We start from the raw sequence: 17,147 nt of genomic DNA, 5'->3' as shown, positions 1-17,147 counted from the left end.
ACACCGCATGCTGTTGCGGCTGGCGGGGCGGTTCCCGGACGAAGTGGTGACCCAGCTGCGAAAACTCCTCGGCGACGGGGATCTGCGGCACCTTCCGGATGCGGTGTCGGTGGCGACGGTGCAGTACGCCGTACCGATCTCCGCTGCGGACCGGGAGCTGCTGGGCCGGGTCCTGCGCACGCTGGATGTGCCGGGGGGTGAGCCCCAGTTGTACGACGAGGTGCCGGTCTCCGAGGAGACGCCGTCGGCGGACGCCTTCCGTTTCCTGCCGGCGCGGACAGCGGTCGTCGAGCGCGCCGGGAACCGGCTGCCGAACCCGTTGGACCTGACCGGTGTCGACCCGGAGGACCCCACCGGGTTGCCGGCCCGGCTCGGTCACCTCGCTGATCTGGCCTACGAGCTGACCGACTGGCCCGACACCCGGTTCGTGGTGAGTGTCTCCCGTCATCCCGGTGTCCGGGGCATCTGGCGGGCGTGGCGGTCGGCGGCTGACGGCCCACCGGTGGAGCGGCGGGTCTGCCTTGCCGAGTTGAGCCCTGGGATGCGGGCCTGGGACATCACCTACGATGCTCAGCGCGCCCTCGCCGAGGAGGATGAGGAGGCCCCGCAGGTGGAGACCTTCTGGGCCGGTGAACCGCTGCCGCCGTACCAGCGGGCGGCGCTGGCGGGCGCGGCCCTGCTGTGGACGCCCGTACCACCCGGCCCGGGCCCGGGGTGACACCGACAGGGAGGTTGCTGGTGGACACGGAGCGGACGACCGAGGCGCTCCAGCGGTACGTGCTGGAGCCGGGCGAATCCACCGAGCGGGTGTGGGTCGGTCCGGAGTCGGTGACCGTGCGGACCGCCCACTTCCGCTACCTGGCCCGCCCGGCGCGGTGGGCGGTCGCCGACGAGCAGTGGGTGGCCGACGCGGTCCGGGTGGTGGCCGCGCGGCAGCCGATATTCGTCACCCATGCCCTGCTCCTCACCGCGTCGGGCGGGACGCTGCATCTCAACCGGCCCGAGGTGATGGGTGAACTGGGTCGTCGGGTGGGAGCCGGGCTGGACCCGCTGGCCTACGCGGAGCTGTTCGGCGAGCTGTATTCGGCGTGGGAGATCGACGGCCCGGTGGTACGCCCCTTCTCGGTGACCGAGGGCACCCGCGCCGGTTGGCTGGTCCGCGACCCCGACCACTTCGCCCGGGTGCTGGCGGTGCCTGACGCTCCGGCGGTGACGCAACCGACGTTCGTGCCGGACCCGGACGGGGGCTGGACCTTGCGGTTCTTCTCGCACAACCATTACCTGTTGGAGATCCGCTCCGCGGTCGATGTGTACCGGTGGACGGTGACGGGCGGGCCGGACCGGGCGGCGACCTGGGCCCGGGAGACCGTCGCCGAGCGGGTGGAGCGTCCGCTGCCGTGACGGGTGGTGGTGCCGCGTGCGGCGTACCGGCCCGCAGAGACCAGCCACGGTCACTGGTCCGGGCGAGCGGTTCGCCCGCCGGCGGCCGGTGTCCGGAGGTGACCCGATGGCGATGAACGTCGATCCGGAGCGGCAACGCCGGCTGCGGGAGTTGGCCGAACTGCACGCCCGGTGGCAGGCCACACACCGGGTGGACGACGTCGACTTCACCCCCGAGGGTGCCGACTCGGCGCAGCGCCGGTCCCCGTCGGCGCAGGCGCAGCGCGAGTACATGCGCCAGGCCCGGGAGATCATGGGCCTCGACCCGGACACCGGTCACTACCGGGACGCCGAATGAGCCTGCTGCCCGCCGTCCGGAGCCGGGACGAGGCCGACCTCTACCTGGAGTTGCATCCGTGCACCCGGTGCGGGTCGATGGAGGCCGCCTGGACCGGGACGGCGACGACGCAGGGGAGCCGACCGGTCTACCGGTACTCCGGTCGGTGCGCCGAATGCCAGGAGCAGCGCGAGTTCCTCTTCGCCCTGCCCGAGGGGCGGACGACGCCCGCCGACGCCGGCCCGCACCCCACCACCCGGTTCGGCGGCCCGCAGCCGTCCGCCCTGCTCGACCCCGGTGAGTGGCTGCTCGTCGCCGACTGGTGCGGGGAGGCGGCGGCGGTGGCCGAGCGGCAGGGCGACGACGCCGAGGCGGCGGACCTGCGGTGGACCGCCGTGGCCGCCCTGGAGGAGGTCCACAAGTTCCTGCCCGACGGCGGCGATGCGGTGCCGGAGGCGGCGTTCTGGTCGGCCCGGGGACGGACGGTCTACGACCGGGAACCGGGACGGTTCCGTCGTCGCCGCATCGAGGTCGTCCGGGACTTCCACCTGGATCACATGCCGTGGAGCCCGTCGTGATCCCGTTGGCCGCGCGTTCCCTCCACGAGGCCCACCTCTACATGGACCTGCAACCGTGCGGCTGCGGGCAGGGGAGCTTCCCGCGCGCCTCCACCGTGCTCACCCTGCCCGACGGCGACCTGGCCCGCCGCTACACCGGCGGGTGCCAGGGGTGCGGCACGCCCCGGGAGTTCCTGTTCCGGCTGCCCGCCGGGCCCGTCGAGGTCGAGGAGGGCTTCCGGTACGGCGGCCCGGAGCCGTCCCGGCTGATCGACGCCGGGGAGTGGCTGTGGGTGGCCGAGAACCACGCCCGGGGGGTGCCGGCCGGGGCGCGGACCCTGCCGGAGGCGGACCGTCGGCGGTGCCGGGTCCGGCTCACCGCCGCCGTCGCCGCGCTCGACGAGGTGGTGAAGTTCGTGCCTCCCGGCGGGGCGCGGGTGCCGTTCACGGCGGTCTGGACGACGCTGGGCCGCACGGTCTACCAGCGGGAACCGGGCCGGTTCCGGGCAGGTCGGCTGGTCGCGGTGCGGTCGTCGTACGTGGGGGCGCTGCGCCGGCTGGGCTGAGCCGTCGGGGGTGGAGGATCAGTCGGCGGCACCGCCCGACCGCTGCGCGGGGGTGGGGGCCCTGCCGGCCGGTGCGGTGGCCGACAGGTTCGCCTCGCACGTGGGGGAGATGCTGCTCTGGTCCTGCACGAGCCGGTCGCCGAACAGGATCGTGCAGTGCAACGTCGGGGTCCCGCCGGCGTACGCCAACCGCTCGTCGACCCCCGGGCGGACCTGCGGCGTCGCCGACACCCACACCCGTTCGACATCCGGATAACGCAGCGTCACCGCGTGGGACCAGGCCCAGGTCAGGCTGGTGGCGGACTGTGTCTCCAACCTGCTGTGCCCCCAGGTGACCGCCATCCCGAACAGTCCACCCCCGCCGCCGACCACCTCGACGGTGAGCGTGACCACGTGCTCCACCGGGGCCGGTGCGGGGGCGGGCGACGGGGCGGCGGAACAACCGGCCACAGTGGCGGCCAGGGCGGCGACCGCGACGACACGTCGCATGGAACCTCCTGCGGAACGTGGGCGGACGGCGACCGGACCGTAGCCTAGCGTGCGCCCGCGGCGGGTCCCGCCCGACGGCGGGACATCGCTAGGCTCAGGTCGGCACCGGGCAGGGAGGGAGACCCGTCGTGGACGAGTCGTGGCAGCCGGCCAACGACACCGAACGGGCGTTGCTACGCGCGGCGCGCGACGACGACCGCTCCGGGTTCTTCCGGATCCTCACCCGGGCCGAGCTGTTCCTCCCGCAGGTGCGCGACGACGACCCGGCCGACGGCAGCCAACGGTTCGTCACGATGGACCTCTTCGGAGCGCCGTTCCTGCCCGTTTTCACCTCGCTGGAGGCGATGGTTCCGCAGGTCGCCGGGGTCGCCGACGCGTACACCGTGACCGGGTACGACGAGCTGTGCGAGCGGTGGCCGGTGGCCGGCTGGCGGCTGGCGGTCAACCCGGGCACCCCGCTGGACGCGTACCTGCCGGTGGAGGCGGTCCGGGCGGCGGCGGACGGGGAGCTGACCGTGCCCGCCGGGGCGGAGCTGCTCACCGAGCTGGCCGAGGCGGCGGCCGACGACGAGATCGCCGCCGCGACGGCCGACGGGCCGGACGATCCGGCGACCGCGCTCGCCCCACCGGTCCCCGCCCCCGGTCCGGCGGACGGGCCGGACACCGCCGCGCTGTTGCGGGACGCGGCCGAGCGGGGCGACTCCGTCGGCTACCTGGACGCGCTGCTCGACGCGCTGGTGGTGCTCCCCACCGCCGCCCCGGTGTCCGACCCGGCCCGGCTGGTCGACCCGGACTTCCCGTGGCGTGCGGTCGGCGCGGGGGAGACGCCGGTGATCGAGGTGTTCACCGCACCGGAACGTTTCGCGCGGGCCTACCCGGACGGCACGCCGAGCCTGCGGGCCACGATGGCGGCCCTGCTCACCGTCTGGCCGCCGGGGCACGCCCTGGCCGTCGACCCGGACTCCCCGGCCGGCGTCACCGTCCCCGCCGACCAGGTCCCGTTCCTCCTGCTCTGGCCCACCCCCGACGGGACGGACGCCCACGGGACGAACCGCGACGCGACAGCCCACGACGAGACAGCCCGCGACGAGGCGGACCCCGACGGGGCCGTCGCCGGGCGGTCGACCGACGCCGGGTGGGGCCGGTGAGCGGGGCCGGGCCGATCCCCGCAGCCCGGTACGCCTTCGGGGTGGCCCACCCGGTCGCGCCGATGCTGCGGGTCCGCTACCGGCAGGGGGTGCCGGTCGACCCGTACGGCTTTCCCGACTGGACGCCGTACGCGCGGGCGGTGGTCGAGCTGCCGCCGCTGCCGCCGGGCATCGGGGTGGACGAGGCCCGGGTGCTGGACGTGCTCACCGCCAACCTGGCGGTGCCGGACCCGGCCGATCCGCAGGCGTCGGGGCGTACCCCGGCGGGGTGGGTCTGGGCGCACCTGGCGCGTGGCCGGCGGCTCGCGCTGGTGCCGGCGGAACTGCACGCGGCACTGCGGCACTGCGGCGGGGTGAGCACCGGCGACGCCGACCACCGGCGGCGCGGCCTGCCGGTGGACGCCGCCACCCCGCCGCCGCTGCGGTTCGTGCAACGGCTCACCCCGCAGGCGGTGGCCCGCGTCGAGCAACGGCTCGGCGTCACCCTGCCGGCCGGCTACCGGGACTTCCTGGCCCGCACCAACGGCGGCTGGCCGGACTGGCCGGCCGTGCACCCCCGGTTCGGGTTCGTGGTCGACCAGCCGCTGTTCGGCGTGGTCCGGGCCGACTGGATGCAGGACCTGTGCCACGCCAACGCCTGGTTCACCGACCGGTTCACCGCCGACTTCCTGGCCGTCGGGCACGTGCAGGGCGGCCTGCTCGCCGTGCGGGTGGCCGGCGGCGACGAGGGGTCGGTCTGGTACTGGGACGACGACGACCCCCGGGCCCGTGACGACGACACCGCCGCCGACGTGGCCGACCGGCTGCTGCACCGCTGCGCCGACAACTTCGGCGTGTTCTGGCACACCCTGCGCGCGGTGCCCGGGTCGCTGCGTGGGCTGGCCGTCGACGCGGTGGCCGGGGGCCGGGTCGGCCGGGTCGACGACGCGCGCACCGGGCGGGCGCTGCCGCCCGCCCGCCGGCGGCCGGCGGCGTGAGGCCGGGACGGAGGAACACATGACGGGGTACCCGCCGGTCCGGCCGCAGCCGGACGACCAGGTCGGTGCGGGCGGTCGCCCGGACCACGCCGGCCCGGCCGCAGCGTCACCGACGACCGGGCCGGACCGGGGTCGGAGCACGGCTGGTGGCCCGGCCCGGGCGGGACGGCGTCCGGTGGCGGGTGCGCTCGTCGTCGGGCTGGTCGCCGCCGCCGCCCTGGTCGGCCCGGTGCGGCCCGCCACGGCGGCACCCGACTGCGCACCGGCCGGCGGGCAGGTCGGCACGCCGTCCTGGGCGCAGCAGGTGCTCGCCCCCGAGCAGGTGTGGCCGTTCAGCCAGGGGGCCGGGGTGACCGTCGCGGTGCTCGGCTCCGGGGTGGACGCCGAGCACCCGCAGTTGCGGGGGCGGGTCGGCAGCGGCTTCGACGCGGTCCGGGGCAGTGGCCCGGCCGACACCGACTGCACCGGGCAGGGCACCCGGGTGGCCGGGCTGATCGTCGCCCGGCAGGCCGGCGGCTCGCCGTTCGCGGGCCTCGCGCCGAGCGCCCGGGTGCTGCCGGTACGGGTGGTCGACGACCGGGCGTTCGGTGCCGCCCCGGTCGACCCGGCGGTGCTCGCCCGCGGCGTCGACTGGGCCGTCGACCGGGGTGCCCGGGTGGTCGCGGTGACCGTGGCCGCCGACCGGGACGCGGCGACCCTGCGGAACTCGGTGCGACGGGCCGTCGACCGGGGCGTCCTGGTGGTGGCCGCCAGCGGTGACCGGGGTGGGGACGGCAACCCGGTGTCCTATCCGGCCGGCTATCCGGAGGTGCTCGCCGTCGGGGCGATCGGCCCGGACGGGCGGCGCTGGCCGAAGTCGCAGTACGGGCCGTACCTGGACCTGGTCGCGCCGGGCGTGGCGGTGACCACCACCCAGCGCGGTGCCGGCCTGGTCGAGGCGGCCGACGGCACCGCACTGGCCTGCGGGTTCGTGGCCGGTACGGGGGCGCTGACCCTCGCCAAGCGGTCCGGAACGCCGCGCAGTGAACTGGTCCGGCTGCTGACCGTGACGGCGGTCCCCGGTGCCGACCACACCGAGTACGGCCACGGCACCGTCAACCCGTACGGGGCGGTCAACGACCAGTTGCTGCCGCAGGCCCGACCGGCCCCGCTGCCCCGGTTCCGGCCCGCCGACGACCGGCCCGACCCGGCGGTCCGGGAGAGCCGGCGGATCGCCCTGGCCGGCACGGCGCTCGCCCTCGCCACCGTCCTGGTGGTGTGCGCCGTCGCGCTGACGCTGCCCCGGGTCCGGCGTCGCCGGTGGCGGGCGGCCGTCGCGCCGGCACCCGCCCGGTCGACGCCGCCGGCCGAACCGGGCCCGCCGGTGCAGCTCTTCGACGATCCGACGCCAGGCCGCTGACCCACCACGGCCGACGGCCCGGTCAGCCGCCGGTGGTGATCGACGCGGGGCGGACCGCGGCCAGGGGGTCCAGGGTGGGGCCGGTCGGGACCAGCATGGTCAGGCTCGGCGGCACCGTCAGCGCCCCCTGGGCCGGGTAGCCGAGCAGGCGCAACGCCTCGGCGGACGGCACCGGGTACCGGATGCCCAGGTCGGTGACGATGCTGTACGCCCCGGGGCTGCCGAGTAGCCGCAGCACGGTGACCCGACCGGCGGGGGCGGCGATCCGGTCGGCCAGCGGGATGCCGTCGGGGGACACGGAACCGGTCGGCGCGGCCCGGTCCGCGTCGGGCAACGTGCCGCCCACGGTCAACTCCGGCGGGGTGCCGGCGTCGGTGGTGGCGGCGCAGATCTGCTGCCCCGGCTCGGGGCCGAGCAGCTTCGGCGGGGTGGCGGGCGGCTGGCCCCGGTCCGGCGGGCGGGGGACCTGCTGGCTCTTCGGCAGCGAGGTGACGTCGGAGACGGCGACCGGGACGGGTTGCCGCCCCGACTGTCCGGCCTGGATCGCCTGCTGCACCGGGGTGACCGGGGCGACCCCGTCGGCGAGCACCAGGTAGTGCTGCGGGCCGGAGGCGGTCTGGGTGACCAGCACGTCGCCGTTGCGTCGTCCGGACACCTCCCGGGAGGGTTTCCCCCGGTCGGCGACGGGCAGCGCGGCGAGATCGACCCCGGCGGGCAGCGCGTTCAACCAGGCGGTGCCGACGGGGGTCGGGGTGACCGCCCCGAACAGGGCGGGCACGACCACCCGGGAACCCTGCACCAGGTGCCGGCGGCCGTGCCAGACCAGGTAGTTCATGCCCAGCGTGGCGTCCTTGACGAGCAGCCCGTCGTCGCCGATGCCCCGCCCACCGGCCGGCCGGGCGGCCAACGCCAGGGTCACCGTGTCGGTGGTGCGGCCGGTGTCGTCGGTCGTCGGGGTGGAGCAGACCGTCCACGGCAGACCGGCCCGCCGGTTCGCGGCCGGCAGCGAGGCGGGGGCGTTCGGGATGCCCATCGTCACCCCGCGCGGGACCGTGCCGAGGGTGCTGGCGGAGACGCGTACCACCGGGGTGCCGGGGCGGCCGGCGGCCAGCAGCGCCGACGCGTAGTTGAGCGTCGGGTGCAGCCGTCCGTCCAGGTAGATGTAGGTCGCGCCGCTCTCCTTCTCGACCACCACCGCGCCGGGCTGCCGCCAACTGTTCCCACCGACCTTGGTGAGCAGCCCGTAGATGCCCACCCCGGCGGCGACCAGGACGGCGACCATCAGCCCACCGAAGAGCGCGCCGATGCCCCGACGCAGCGGCGACTGCTGCGGATCGGTCTCGCGCATCACGAACGCGGACATCACCCGCTGGGTCATGAACTGGTACGACTGGAGCTGGTCCCGTCGCGTCGTCATCGTCGTCTCACCCGCCGATCGAGGCGAACATCCCCCGGATCGCCCCGAACAGGCCGATGACCGCGCAGGCCAGCGGGATCAGCGCCATGATGGCGATCACGTCGGCGATGTCGGCGGCCCGGCCCAGGTAGGGCGACGGCCGGCGTCGACTGTAGACCAGACCGGCGACCAGCGTCAGCGCCGCCGCGGCGACCACACCGAGCCAGACGAGCACCCGGCCGCCACCCGGCGCGGTGCCCAGCAGCGCGGCGACGGCCAGCGACGACAGCCCCAGCAGGCCGCTGACCAGCAGCGGCACCCGCTGCGCGGCGGTGGGGAAGAGCCGCCCCCGCAACAGCAGCGCGCCGGCGCCGCAGAGCGCCAGCAGCGCGCCGGCCGGGGTACGGTCCCCGGTCAGCAGGAACGCGATGGCCAGCGCGCCGCAGACCGAGGCGGACAGCAGCATCCCGGTGAGTAGTTCGGTGGCCCGTGCCACGGTCACGAAGACCTTCGCCCGCTCGGGCACCGGCCGGTCCTTCAGGATCTCCTCCGGCCGGTCGGGCAGCTCCGGCACCGGCAGCCTGCCCAACCAGCCGGCGATCAGCGGATAACCGGGCAGCAGGCCGATCACCGTGGTCAGCGTCGCCGCCGCCGCACCGGCGGGGGAGACCCCGCCGTAGCAGAGCAGCGCGGCCAGCACGCCGGTGAGCCCGGCCGCCACCCCGGCCATGAACAGCCGCTGCACCCCGCCCACCGCCACGTAGCCGACGATGCCGAAGACCAGCAGCGCGGCGGAGCCGAGCAGCAGGCTCGGTGCCCCCAGGTCGACCAGCCGGGCACCGTCCGGTGCGCCGAGCAGCGCCCCGCCGAGCAGCGCGTACGGCAGGCCGGCGGCGGCCACCACGGCCCCGGCGGTGGCGTCGGGCACGGCCCGCGACAGCACCGGGCCGACGACCGCCAGCAGCGCCGCGACCCCCAGCGCCAGCAGCCCCGGGGTACGCCACGGCGCACCGACCGCGAGCAGCGCGACCAGCCCGAACCCGAGCAGGGCGGCGGTGACCGCCAGCCCGGCCCGCCGGGTGGCGTCGTCGCTCCACGATCGACCGGTGCGCCGCGCGCCGCTGGCGATCACCTCGACCACGTCGTCGTACGCCAGCTCGGGCCACTCGTCGCGGCCGGGCGTGAGGTGCAGCAGCTCGCCGTCGCGCACGCCCTGCACGGCGAGGTTGCGGGTGGCCTCCAGCAGGGTGCCGGTGGCCCGGCGCAACACCCACCCGCCCTGCTGTTCGCCGACGTCGCCGAGGCCCTCCCCGGCGTGCCGGAGCAGGTGCGGCAGGAGTTCTCCGACGAGCATGCCGTTGGGCAACGCCACGTCCATCCGCCGCTGGGGGGCGGCGATGGTCACCCTGGCCAGACTGAGACCGCCCGGGGCCGTCACGCTGGTCACCTCCCCGTGTGCCACGCGTTCGCGCGGCGTCTGCTGGGCCCGCCGCGGCGGTCAAAGTAGCACGGTCGCACCGCCCGCCGGGTGGCCGTCCGAGCGCGGACGGCGGTCCCTGCCAGGGGCGACCGGTCGATAGAGTGGGCCGCCGTAGACCTGAGTGGTGGGAGGTACGGGGGAGATGTCGTCGTTGGTGGTCGTCAAGCGTCCACCCCGCCGGCCGGCGCCCCCGCTGCCGACCGGTGAGGTGCTCCTCGACCCGCCGCCCGAGGTGCCGGCGGCCGGTGGCCGGGGCTGGACCCGGATGCTGATGATCCTGCCGATGGCAGCGGGTGCCGCGGCGATGGGCCTGATGATGGGCATGCAGCGCGGCGGGGTGATGACCTATGTGGTCGGCGGCATGTACGGGATCTCCATCCTCGGCATGATCGCCGTGATGGCGGTCAACCAGACCGGCCCCGGCAAACGCGAGATGATCGAGGCCCGCCGGCAGTACATGCGCCGCCTCGCCCAGCTGCGCGCCCAGGTCCGCGCGACCGTACGCCAGCAGCGGGAGGCCATCCACTACCGGCACCCCGACCCGGACTCGCTCTGGTCCACCGTGACCAGTGGCCGGCTCTGGGAACGTCGCCGGGGTGACGCCGACTTCAGCGTGGTCCGCATCGGCCTCGGCCCGCAGGAGGTCGCCACCCCGCTGATCCCGCCGCAGACCCGCCCGGTGGACGAGCTGGAGCCGCTGTGCGCGGTGGCGCTGCGCCGGTTCGTCGCCACCTACTCGGTGGTGCCCGACCTGCCGGTGGCGATCGCCCTGCGCGACTTCTCCCACGTCTACCTGCGCGGGGCCGACGACGCCGTCCGGGGGCTGGTCCGTGCGGTGGTGGCCCAGTTGACCACCTTCCACGCCCCCGACGACCTGCTGGTCGCGCTCTGCGTCGACCCGGACCGGCGGTCCGGGTGGGAGTGGGCGAAGTGGCTGCCGCACGCCCAGCACCCGACGAAGCTCGACGCGGTCGGCCCGATCCGGCTGTTCGCCCCGACCGTGGTGGCGCTGGAGGCGATGCTCGTCGACGTGCTGGCCAACCGGCCCCGCTTCGATCCGACGGCGACGGCGGCGGTCGCGCCGTACGTGCTGGTGGTGGTCGACGGCGGGCAGGTCGCCGGCTCCGACCACCTGATGACCGAGGGCGGCGTCGCCGGGGTGACCCTGCTGGACCTCACCGGCCGGCCGCCGCGCCTGCTCGACGAGACCTCGGTGGTGCTCGACGTCGCCGACGACGGCACCATCTCGGGCACCACGATGGACGGCACCACCCGGGTCGGCCGGGCCGACACGCTCGATCCGGCACGGGCCGAGGTGCTGGCCCGGGAGCTGTCGCCGCTGCGGCTGTCCGCCGCCTCGTACGCCGACCAGCCGGCCGTCGCCACCGACCTGGGCCTGGCGGACCTGCTCGGCCTCGGCGACCCCTACGAGCTGGACCTGACCGACGCCTGGGGCAGCCGCCCCAACCGCAGCCGGCTGCGGGTGCCGATCGGGGTCAACGAGAACGGCCGGCCGATCGAGCTGGATCTCAAGGAGTCCGCCCAGGAGGGGATGGGCCCGCACGGGCTGCTCGTCGGCGCGACCGGCTCCGGCAAGAGCGAGCTGCTGCGGACGCTGGTGCTGGCGCTGACCGTCACGCACAGCCCGGAGATCCTCAACCTGGTGCTCGTCGACTTCAAGGGCGGTGCGACGTTCGCCGCGCTGGACCGGCTGCCGCACACCAGCGCCGTGATCACCAACCTGGCCGACGAGCTGTTCCTGGTCGACCGGATGCTCGGCGCGATCCAGGGCGAGATCACCCGCCGCCAGGAGCTGCTGCGCCGGGCCGGCAACTACGCCTCGCAGCGCGACTACGAGCGGGCCCGCGCGGCCGGGGTGCCGCTCGCCCCGCTGCCCAGCCTGCTGATCGTGGTGGACGAGTTCAGCGAGCTGCTCAGCGCCCGACCGGACTTCATCGACATGTTCGTGCAGATCGGCCGGGTGGGCCGGTCGCTGGGCATGCACCTGCTGCTGGCCTCGCAGCGGCTGGAGGAGGGGCGGCTGCGCGGCCTGGAGACGCACCTGTCGTACCGGCTGGGGTTGCGCACGTTCTCCTCGATGGAGTCCCGGGCGGTGCTCGGGGTGGCCGACGCGTACGAGCTGCCCCGCTCACCGGGGCACGGCTACCTGAAGGCCGGCACCGAGGGGCTGATCCGGTTCAAGGCCGCGTACGTCTCGGGGGCGGTGCGGCAGCACGGCGGGGTGCCCACCGTCGGCGGCCGGCTGATCGACCCGGTCCGCGACTACACCACCGACTACGTCCCGCTCGCCACCGACGACGCGCCTGACGAGCCGACGCAGACCCCGGTCGACGAGCACGTCGGGGAGAGCCTGCTCGACGTGCTGGTGGCCCGGATGGAGGGGTACGGGCCGGCCGCCCACCAGGTCTGGTTGCCGCCGCTGGAGGAGCCCCCCACCCTCGACGCGCTGCTGCCACCGGTGCTGGTGTCCCCGGTGCGGGGCCTGACGATCGCCGCCGAGGACCGGCACGGCGCGCTGCACGGCGTGGCCGGCATCGTCGACAAGCCGCTGGAGCAGCGCCGCGACCCGCTCTGGCTGGACCTGGCCGGGGCGGCCGGCAACGTGATGGTGGTAGGTGCACCGCAGACCGGCAAGAGCAACCTGCTGCGTACCCTGGTCACCAGCCTGGCGTTGGGCAACACCCCGCGCGAGGCGCAGTTCTACTGCCTCGACTTCGGCGGCGGCACCCTGGCCGCGCTCGCCGGCCTGCCGCACGTCGGCGGGGTGGCGAGCCGGCGCGAGGTGGACAAGGTCCGCCGGACCATCGCCGAGCTGCACGGGCTGATGCAGGCCCGGGACGCGTTGTTCACCACGCACGCGGTGGAGGGCGCGGCGGCCTACCGGCGGGCCCGCCGCGAGGGCCGGTTCCCCGAGGACCCGTTCGGTGACGTGTTCCTGGTGGTGGACGGCTGGGCGGCGCTGCGGGCCGAGTTCGAGGACCTGGAGCCCCTGGTCACCGAGCTGGCGAACCGGGGTCTCGGCTACGGCATCCACCTCCTGGCCGCCACCAACCGGTGGATGGACGTCCGCCCGGCGGTGCGGGACATGTTCGGCGCGAAGGTCGAGCTGCGCCTCGGCGAGCCCGCCGACTCGGTGATCAACCGGCGGGCCGCGGTGAACGTGCCGGAGCAGCACGGCCACGGGCTGACCCCCGACGGCCTGCACTTCCTCGCCGGCCTGCCCCGCCTCGACGGCCGGCCGGTGGTCGACGACCTGCCGGACGCGCTGGCCGACCTGGTCAAGCGGGTGCAGCAGCACTGGACGTCGGCGGGTGCCCCGGCCGTCCGGCTGCTCCCCGCCGAGCTGCCCTACGAGGCGCTGCCCGCCGCACAGGGCGGGGTGATCCCGATCGGCATCGCCGAGACCGACCTCCAGCCGGTACGCCTCGACTTCACCGCCGAACCGCACCTGCTGCTCTTCGGCGACGTCGAGTGCGGCAAGAGCACGTTCCTGCGCGGGCTGGCCCGCAGCATCGTCGAGGGCAACGACCCGGCGGCGGCCCGGATCATCCTGGTCGACTTCCGGCGCAGCCTGCTCGGCGCGGTGGAGTCCGAGCACCTGATCGGCTACGGCACCTCCCCGCAGGTCACCGCCGACCTGGTCAAGCAGGTGGCCACGGTGATGGGGGAGCGGCTGCCGGGGCGGGACGTCACCGCCGAGCAGCTGCGCGACCGGAGCTGGTGGAAGGGCCCGGAACTCTACCTGCTGGTCGACGACTACGACCTGGTCGCCGGGGCGGCGCTCAACCCGCTCGCGCCGCTGCTGGAGTACCTGCCGCAGGCCCGCGACATCGGCCTGCACCTGGTGCTGACCCGGCGGATCGGCGGTGCCGGGCGGGCCATGTTCGACCCGGTGATCGGGCGGATCAGGGAACTGGCCTCCCCGGGCATCATGATGTCCGGTCCACGGGAGGAGGGCGCGCTGTTCGGCACGATCAAGCCGCAGCGGCTGCCCGCCGGCCGGGGCTGGTTGTTCACCCGCCGGCACGGTGCCCAACTCGTCCAGCTCCCCCTGGTGCCGCCCCAGGTCAGCTGACCCGTCCGGCCTACCCGTCCGGTGCGCGTCGGGTTCCATGATCGACTCAATGGGGCCGATATGGCGGTGTCTGCCCCGCTCCGATGCCGCTATATCGCCGCAATGGCCACCCGGCTCACCTGAGCGGGCGGTCCGCCCCGGTCGGGCGGGTTACGCTGCGCCGGTGAGCCGCCGTGACCAGTACCGGTCCGAGTTGCGGGCGGGCGGGCCCGCCGGGTGGCCGGCGTACCTGCGGGAGCGCTCGGGGCTGCCGGGGCCGCGCGCCAACCTCGAACTCGCCCAGGCCGTCGCCGACGAGGGTGACGCCGACACGTTCGACGGTCTGCTCGCCACCGACGACGAGTACCTGGTCTTCTGCGGTGTGCTGGGCCTCGGCCGGCTGCTGGCCGACGGCCCGCCGGCCCGGACCCGGAGGCGCATCGAGGCGCGCCTGCACGAGCACGCCACCGACCCCCGCTGGCGGGTACGCGAGGCGGTGGCCCTGGCGTTGCAGCGGCTCGGCGACGCCGACCTGCCACGCCTGCTCGACCTCGGCACGGCCTGGGCCGGGGACCCGCACCCGCTGGTCAGGCGGGCGGCCGTCGCGGCCGTGTGCGAACCGCGCCTGCTGACCGCTCCGGAGGCCGCCGCCCGCGCCGTCGCCCTGTGCGAACGGGCGACGGCGGCCCTGGCGGCGCTGCCGGCCGACCAGCGCCGCGACGAGGGCGTCCGGGCGTTGCGGCAGGCGTTGGGCTACTGCTGGAGCGTCGCGGTGGCCGCCGACCCGGCCGGTGGCCTGCCGCCGTTCCGGGCGCTGGCCGCCGTCGACGACGGCGACGTGGCCTGGATCGTCCGCGAGAACAGCCGGAAGAAGCGCCTCGCGCGGCTGCTCGTCAGCGACGCGGCGCGCCCAGCAGGTGCTGCTCCACCGGGGTCTGACTGATCCACAGGTGCCGGTCCGTGCCCCCACCGACCAGGGTGAGCATGTCGTCGGCCATCACTTGGAGGAACCGGCCGCTGTCCGGGGGCAGCCGCAGCGCCTGCTGCACCGCCGCGGACTCGTCGGCCCAGAGCCGTTGCAGCACGCAGAGGTCGCTGTCACGCAGGGCGGACACGCTGCCGGGATCGAGCCGCCGCACCACGGTCAGCTCGGCCTGCCACGCTCCGGGGGGTGCCGCCCCGGACGCGGCCGGGCCGTGGGACGCGGCAGCCCCGGGCCGGCCCCCGCCGGGCGGCAGCTCGCGCACGATCAGGGTGGGCTGCCCGGCGGTTCCGGTGGCGGGCACCATTCGGTCGTCGGCGCGTACCTCGACCCGGTCGGCGGCCCGGCCGAGCGCCGCCGTACCGAACCCGGCCCAGGCGGTCGGCTCGGTGGTGAGCACGACGACCCGGGCACCCAGGGCCAGCGCCCGGAACGCGACGAGCTGACCCGCCCACACCCCGCCGACCAGGGCGACCCGGGTCGGTTCCGGGCGGAACAGCCGGATGGTGACCGCCGCCCGGCGACGGTCGGCACCGAGCACCAGACCGGCCGGGAGCGGGCTCGGGCTGAGCCGGGCGAGAGCTGCCGGGGAGACCGCGTGGGAGCCGATCCGCAGCCGGGGCAGCCGGCCGGAGGGCCCGGCCCGACCGGGCGCGTCCCCGCCCCCGGGGCGGTGGGCCTGCGGTGGGCCGGGGGGAGCGGACGGGTGGCTCTCCGGGGCGGCCAGCGGGCTGGCCAGGGCCCGGGTCAGCGGGTCGGCGGTGGCGAGCGCGGTCGCGGCGGCGGTACCGGCCGCGTCGGCCCCGGCCTCCGCGTCGACCCAGGCGCGCGGCGCGCCCAGCACCGGCGCGTCCGCTCCGACCGGCGACGCGGTGACCGGTGGTGCGGCCACCGGCGGCGGAACGGCGACCGCCCCACCCGGGTGCGCCCCGGCCACCGCCGGCCCGCCCACCGGGTACGCCTCACCGGCCAGCACCTGCGGGTAAGGTCCGCCGGACGGGTCCCGGTACGGCCCGGCCGGCTGGTCGACCGAGGTGCCGAAGGTGGCCGGCACCGCCGTACGCCGTTCGTCAACAGGGCCGGTCATCCCGCGCCACCTCCCGTCGGTGCCGACGCGTACACCGCCGGGCCGTGTTCGCCGTCGAGCGGGAAGAGTTCCCCGCCGGCCTGCCGTACCCCGTCGACCGCCGGCCCGCACAACTGCGGCAGCAGCTCCGCCGGCCCGGTGACCCGGACCAGGCCCCGCAGGTCGAGATCCTCACCCGGCCCGTTCGTGGCCACCGTCAACGACACCGTCACCAGCGACGCCGGCAGGGTCTCCAGCCAGCCGAGCATGGCCGCCGCCCGGTCGACCGGCGGCCAGCGGCGGATCCAGAACGTGCGGTGCGCGTGCGGGCCGCAGTGCCACGCCGACCACTCCTCACGGACCGCGGCCGTGCCGGCCGGGACGCCGGGGGTGAAGCCGCAGGACCGGCCGACGGCGGCGAGCAGGCCGTGCGCGTCCAGCAGCCGGTGCCCGACCCCGTTGCGGCGCAGCGACCTGCCGGTCTGCCGGGCCAGCGCGGCCACCACCGAGGGGGCGACACCCAGGTCGACCGCGTAGTCGCCGACCGCCTCGGCCAGCGCGCGGGCGTCCAGCCGCACCGCCACCCAGGTCGACCGTCCGGCCGGGACCGGGGTGCCGCCGAGACCGGCCAGCAACTGCCGGTAGGACTCCCGCGCCGGGGCGGTCGGGTCGTCGGTCGGACCGCCGGCGGGCACGGTGCTGGTCACCACCTGGAGCACGGTGCCCGGCTGGCCGGACTCGGCGAGCGCGGTGGCCAGCACGTCCAGCGGCAGGCCGGCCGGCGCGTCACCGGTCGGCCCGGAGCCGTCGACGGCGGCCACCGCGAACCAGCCGGCGTCGTCGCGGGCCACCCCGATCCGGGCGCCGTCGGCCATCGTCACGGTGCCCACCGACAGGCCGGGGGCGAGTCGCTGCAGGGCGTCCAACCCCGGGTCGTCGGCGACCGGGACCGCTGCGGCGGCCCGTCGCCGCTGGTGCCGGGCCAACGCCCGCTTCTCCAGCCACCAGCGGCCCCGCGAGCGCAGGAACACCACGGTCAGCAGGAGTACGCCGCACAGCGCGGCGACGACCAGCACCGGCATGCCGAACAGTCCACTGGCGAGGACGCCGAGCAGCACCGCCTCCAGCAGAAGCAGTTGCAGCACGTGCAACTCGCCGATCCGGCCGGGCCGGCGGCGGGGTGCCAGGTGGACGCGGGCGTCGGGGCCGTCCGGCCGGAGTGCGGCACCTGCCGGCCGTGGTGCTCCGGTCATCTCCGGCTGCCCCCCAGACGCCTCGACCCGTACGGCCCGTCC

At 76.0% G+C, this 17,147-nt stretch carries 15 protein-coding genes; 10 read left to right on the top strand and 5 right to left on the bottom strand.

Going from position 1 to position 17,147, the window contains the following annotated elements; all coding sequences use genetic code 11:
- The first annotated feature begins 7 nt into the window (after positions 1 to 7).
- The 5 genes from ACN268_RS16730 to ACN268_RS16710 all read left to right on the top strand — a co-directional run bounded on the left by ACN268_RS16730 (position 8) and on the right by ACN268_RS16710 (position 2,840).
- Positions 8 to 718: a hypothetical protein gene (locus tag ACN268_RS16730; RefSeq protein ID WP_421483979.1), complete on the top strand. Its 711-nt coding sequence runs from the start codon at positions 8 to 10 to the stop codon at positions 716 to 718.
- Positions 719 to 738: 20 nt separating this feature from the next.
- Positions 739 to 1,401 carry a hypothetical protein gene (locus tag ACN268_RS16725; RefSeq protein WP_421483978.1) on the top strand — a complete coding sequence of 221 codons (663 nt, stop codon included), beginning with the start codon at positions 739 to 741 and terminating at the stop codon, positions 1,399 to 1,401.
- A 106-nt stretch (positions 1,402 to 1,507) separates the two neighbouring features.
- Positions 1,508 to 1,738, top strand: a complete 231-nt coding sequence (locus tag ACN268_RS16720; protein WP_357929746.1) for a hypothetical protein — start codon at positions 1,508 to 1,510, stop codon at positions 1,736 to 1,738.
- Positions 1,735 to 2,295 carry a hypothetical protein gene (locus ACN268_RS16715; RefSeq protein WP_421483977.1) on the top strand — a complete coding sequence of 187 codons (561 nt, stop codon included), beginning with the start codon at positions 1,735 to 1,737 and terminating at the stop codon, positions 2,293 to 2,295. Before ACN268_RS16720 ends, ACN268_RS16715 begins: the two co-directional genes overlap by 4 nt.
- Entirely contained in the window at positions 2,292 to 2,840 is a 549-nt protein-coding gene (locus ACN268_RS16710; protein ID WP_421483976.1) for a hypothetical protein, read from the top strand. The genes ACN268_RS16715 and ACN268_RS16710 overlap by 4 nt, the downstream gene beginning before the upstream one ends.
- An 18-nt stretch (positions 2,841 to 2,858) precedes the next feature.
- Here the strand turns inward: ACN268_RS16710 and ACN268_RS16705 are convergent, their stop codons facing one another.
- Entirely contained in the window at positions 2,859 to 3,329 is a 471-nt protein-coding gene (locus ACN268_RS16705) for a hypothetical protein (protein WP_421483975.1), read from the bottom strand.
- Positions 3,330 to 3,457: 128 nt separating this feature from the next.
- On the opposite strand from ACN268_RS16705, the gene ACN268_RS16700 reads away from it, so the two are divergent.
- The 3 genes from ACN268_RS16700 to ACN268_RS16690 are packed head-to-tail and all read left to right on the top strand — an operon-like array spanning position 3,458 to position 6,853.
- A complete protein-coding gene (locus ACN268_RS16700) occupies positions 3,458 to 4,477 on the top strand; it encodes an SseB family protein (RefSeq protein WP_421483974.1) in 1,020 nt (339 codons plus the stop codon).
- Positions 4,474 to 5,454, top strand: coding sequence for an SMI1/KNR4 family protein (locus ACN268_RS16695; RefSeq protein WP_421483973.1), 981 nt, complete (start codon positions 4,474 to 4,476; stop codon positions 5,452 to 5,454). The genes ACN268_RS16700 and ACN268_RS16695 overlap by 4 nt, the downstream gene beginning before the upstream one ends.
- 19 nt (positions 5,455 to 5,473) lie before the next feature.
- Complete coding sequence (locus tag ACN268_RS16690; protein ID WP_421483972.1) at positions 5,474 to 6,853, top strand: S8 family serine peptidase; 1,380 nt, start codon at positions 5,474 to 5,476, stop codon at positions 6,851 to 6,853.
- Between the two features lie 22 nt (positions 6,854 to 6,875).
- Here the strand turns inward: ACN268_RS16690 and eccB are convergent, their stop codons facing one another.
- Together eccB and eccD are read right to left on the bottom strand one after the other, a co-directional pair.
- Positions 6,876 to 8,270 (bottom strand): type VII secretion protein EccB, encoded by a 1,395-nt coding sequence (eccB, locus tag ACN268_RS16685; protein WP_421483971.1) that lies wholly within the window; start codon positions 8,268 to 8,270, stop codon positions 6,876 to 6,878.
- Between the two features lie 7 nt (positions 8,271 to 8,277).
- Positions 8,278 to 9,687 carry a type VII secretion integral membrane protein EccD gene (gene eccD / locus ACN268_RS16680; RefSeq protein ID WP_421483970.1) on the bottom strand — a complete coding sequence of 470 codons (1,410 nt, stop codon included), beginning with the start codon at positions 9,685 to 9,687 and terminating at the stop codon, positions 8,278 to 8,280.
- Between the two features lie 184 nt (positions 9,688 to 9,871).
- On the opposite strand from eccD, the gene eccCa reads away from it, so the two are divergent.
- Positions 9,872 to 13,825 carry a type VII secretion protein EccCa gene (gene eccCa, locus ACN268_RS16675; RefSeq protein ID WP_421483969.1) on the top strand — a complete coding sequence of 1,318 codons (3,954 nt, stop codon included), beginning with the start codon at positions 9,872 to 9,874 and terminating at the stop codon, positions 13,823 to 13,825.
- A gap of 163 nt (positions 13,826 to 13,988) precedes the next feature.
- The gene (locus ACN268_RS16670; RefSeq protein ID WP_421483968.1) at positions 13,989 to 14,747 is read left to right on the top strand and encodes a hypothetical protein; all 759 of its coding nucleotides are present in this window, start codon (positions 13,989 to 13,991) and stop codon (positions 14,745 to 14,747) included.
- Here the strand turns inward: ACN268_RS16670 and ACN268_RS16665 are convergent.
- Positions 14,698 to 15,873, bottom strand: coding sequence for a hypothetical protein (locus ACN268_RS16665; protein WP_421483967.1), 1,176 nt, complete (start codon positions 15,871 to 15,873; stop codon positions 14,698 to 14,700). The genes ACN268_RS16670 and ACN268_RS16665 overlap by 50 nt on opposite strands.
- Positions 15,870 to 17,105: a type VII secretion protein EccE gene (locus ACN268_RS16660; RefSeq protein WP_421483966.1), complete on the bottom strand. Its 1,236-nt coding sequence runs from the start codon at positions 17,103 to 17,105 to the stop codon at positions 15,870 to 15,872. The genes ACN268_RS16665 and ACN268_RS16660 overlap by 4 nt, the downstream gene beginning before the upstream one ends.
- Positions 17,106 to 17,147 lie beyond the last annotated feature (42 nt).

Origin of the sequence: Micromonospora sp. WMMD735 (assembly GCF_049178995.1) — a bacterium.
Classification (GTDB): Bacteria; Actinomycetota; Actinomycetes; order Mycobacteriales; family Micromonosporaceae; genus Micromonospora; species Micromonospora wenchangensis.
The sequence above is the reverse complement of the archived record's forward strand: the minus strand, read 5'-3'. Positions and strand labels throughout refer to the sequence as shown.

What these genes read in the sequence shown, in the direction of transcription:
- ACN268_RS16720 (WP_357929746.1), top strand. Translation starts at nt 1,508, where the DNA reads ATGGCGATGAACGTCGATCCGGAGCGGCAACGCCGGCTGCGGGAGTTG.
- ACN268_RS16665 (WP_421483967.1), bottom strand. Translation starts at nt 15,873, where the DNA reads ATGACCGGCCCTGTTGACGAACGGCGTACGGCGGTGCCGGCCACCTTC.
- ACN268_RS16690 (WP_421483972.1), top strand. Translation starts at nt 5,474, where the DNA reads ATGACGGGGTACCCGCCGGTCCGGCCGCAGCCGGACGACCAGGTCGGT.
- ACN268_RS16660 (WP_421483966.1), bottom strand. Translation starts at nt 17,105, where the DNA reads ATGACCGGAGCACCACGGCCGGCAGGTGCCGCACTCCGGCCGGACGGC.
- eccB (WP_421483971.1), bottom strand. Translation starts at nt 8,270, where the DNA reads ATGACGACGCGACGGGACCAGCTCCAGTCGTACCAGTTCATGACCCAG.
- ACN268_RS16705 (WP_421483975.1), bottom strand. Translation starts at nt 3,329, where the DNA reads ATGCGACGTGTCGTCGCGGTCGCCGCCCTGGCCGCCACTGTGGCCGGT.
- ACN268_RS16730 (WP_421483979.1), top strand. Translation starts at nt 8, where the DNA reads ATGCTGTTGCGGCTGGCGGGGCGGTTCCCGGACGAAGTGGTGACCCAG.
- ACN268_RS16715 (WP_421483977.1), top strand. Translation starts at nt 1,735, where the DNA reads ATGAGCCTGCTGCCCGCCGTCCGGAGCCGGGACGAGGCCGACCTCTAC.
- eccCa (WP_421483969.1), top strand. Translation starts at nt 9,872, where the DNA reads ATGTCGTCGTTGGTGGTCGTCAAGCGTCCACCCCGCCGGCCGGCGCCC.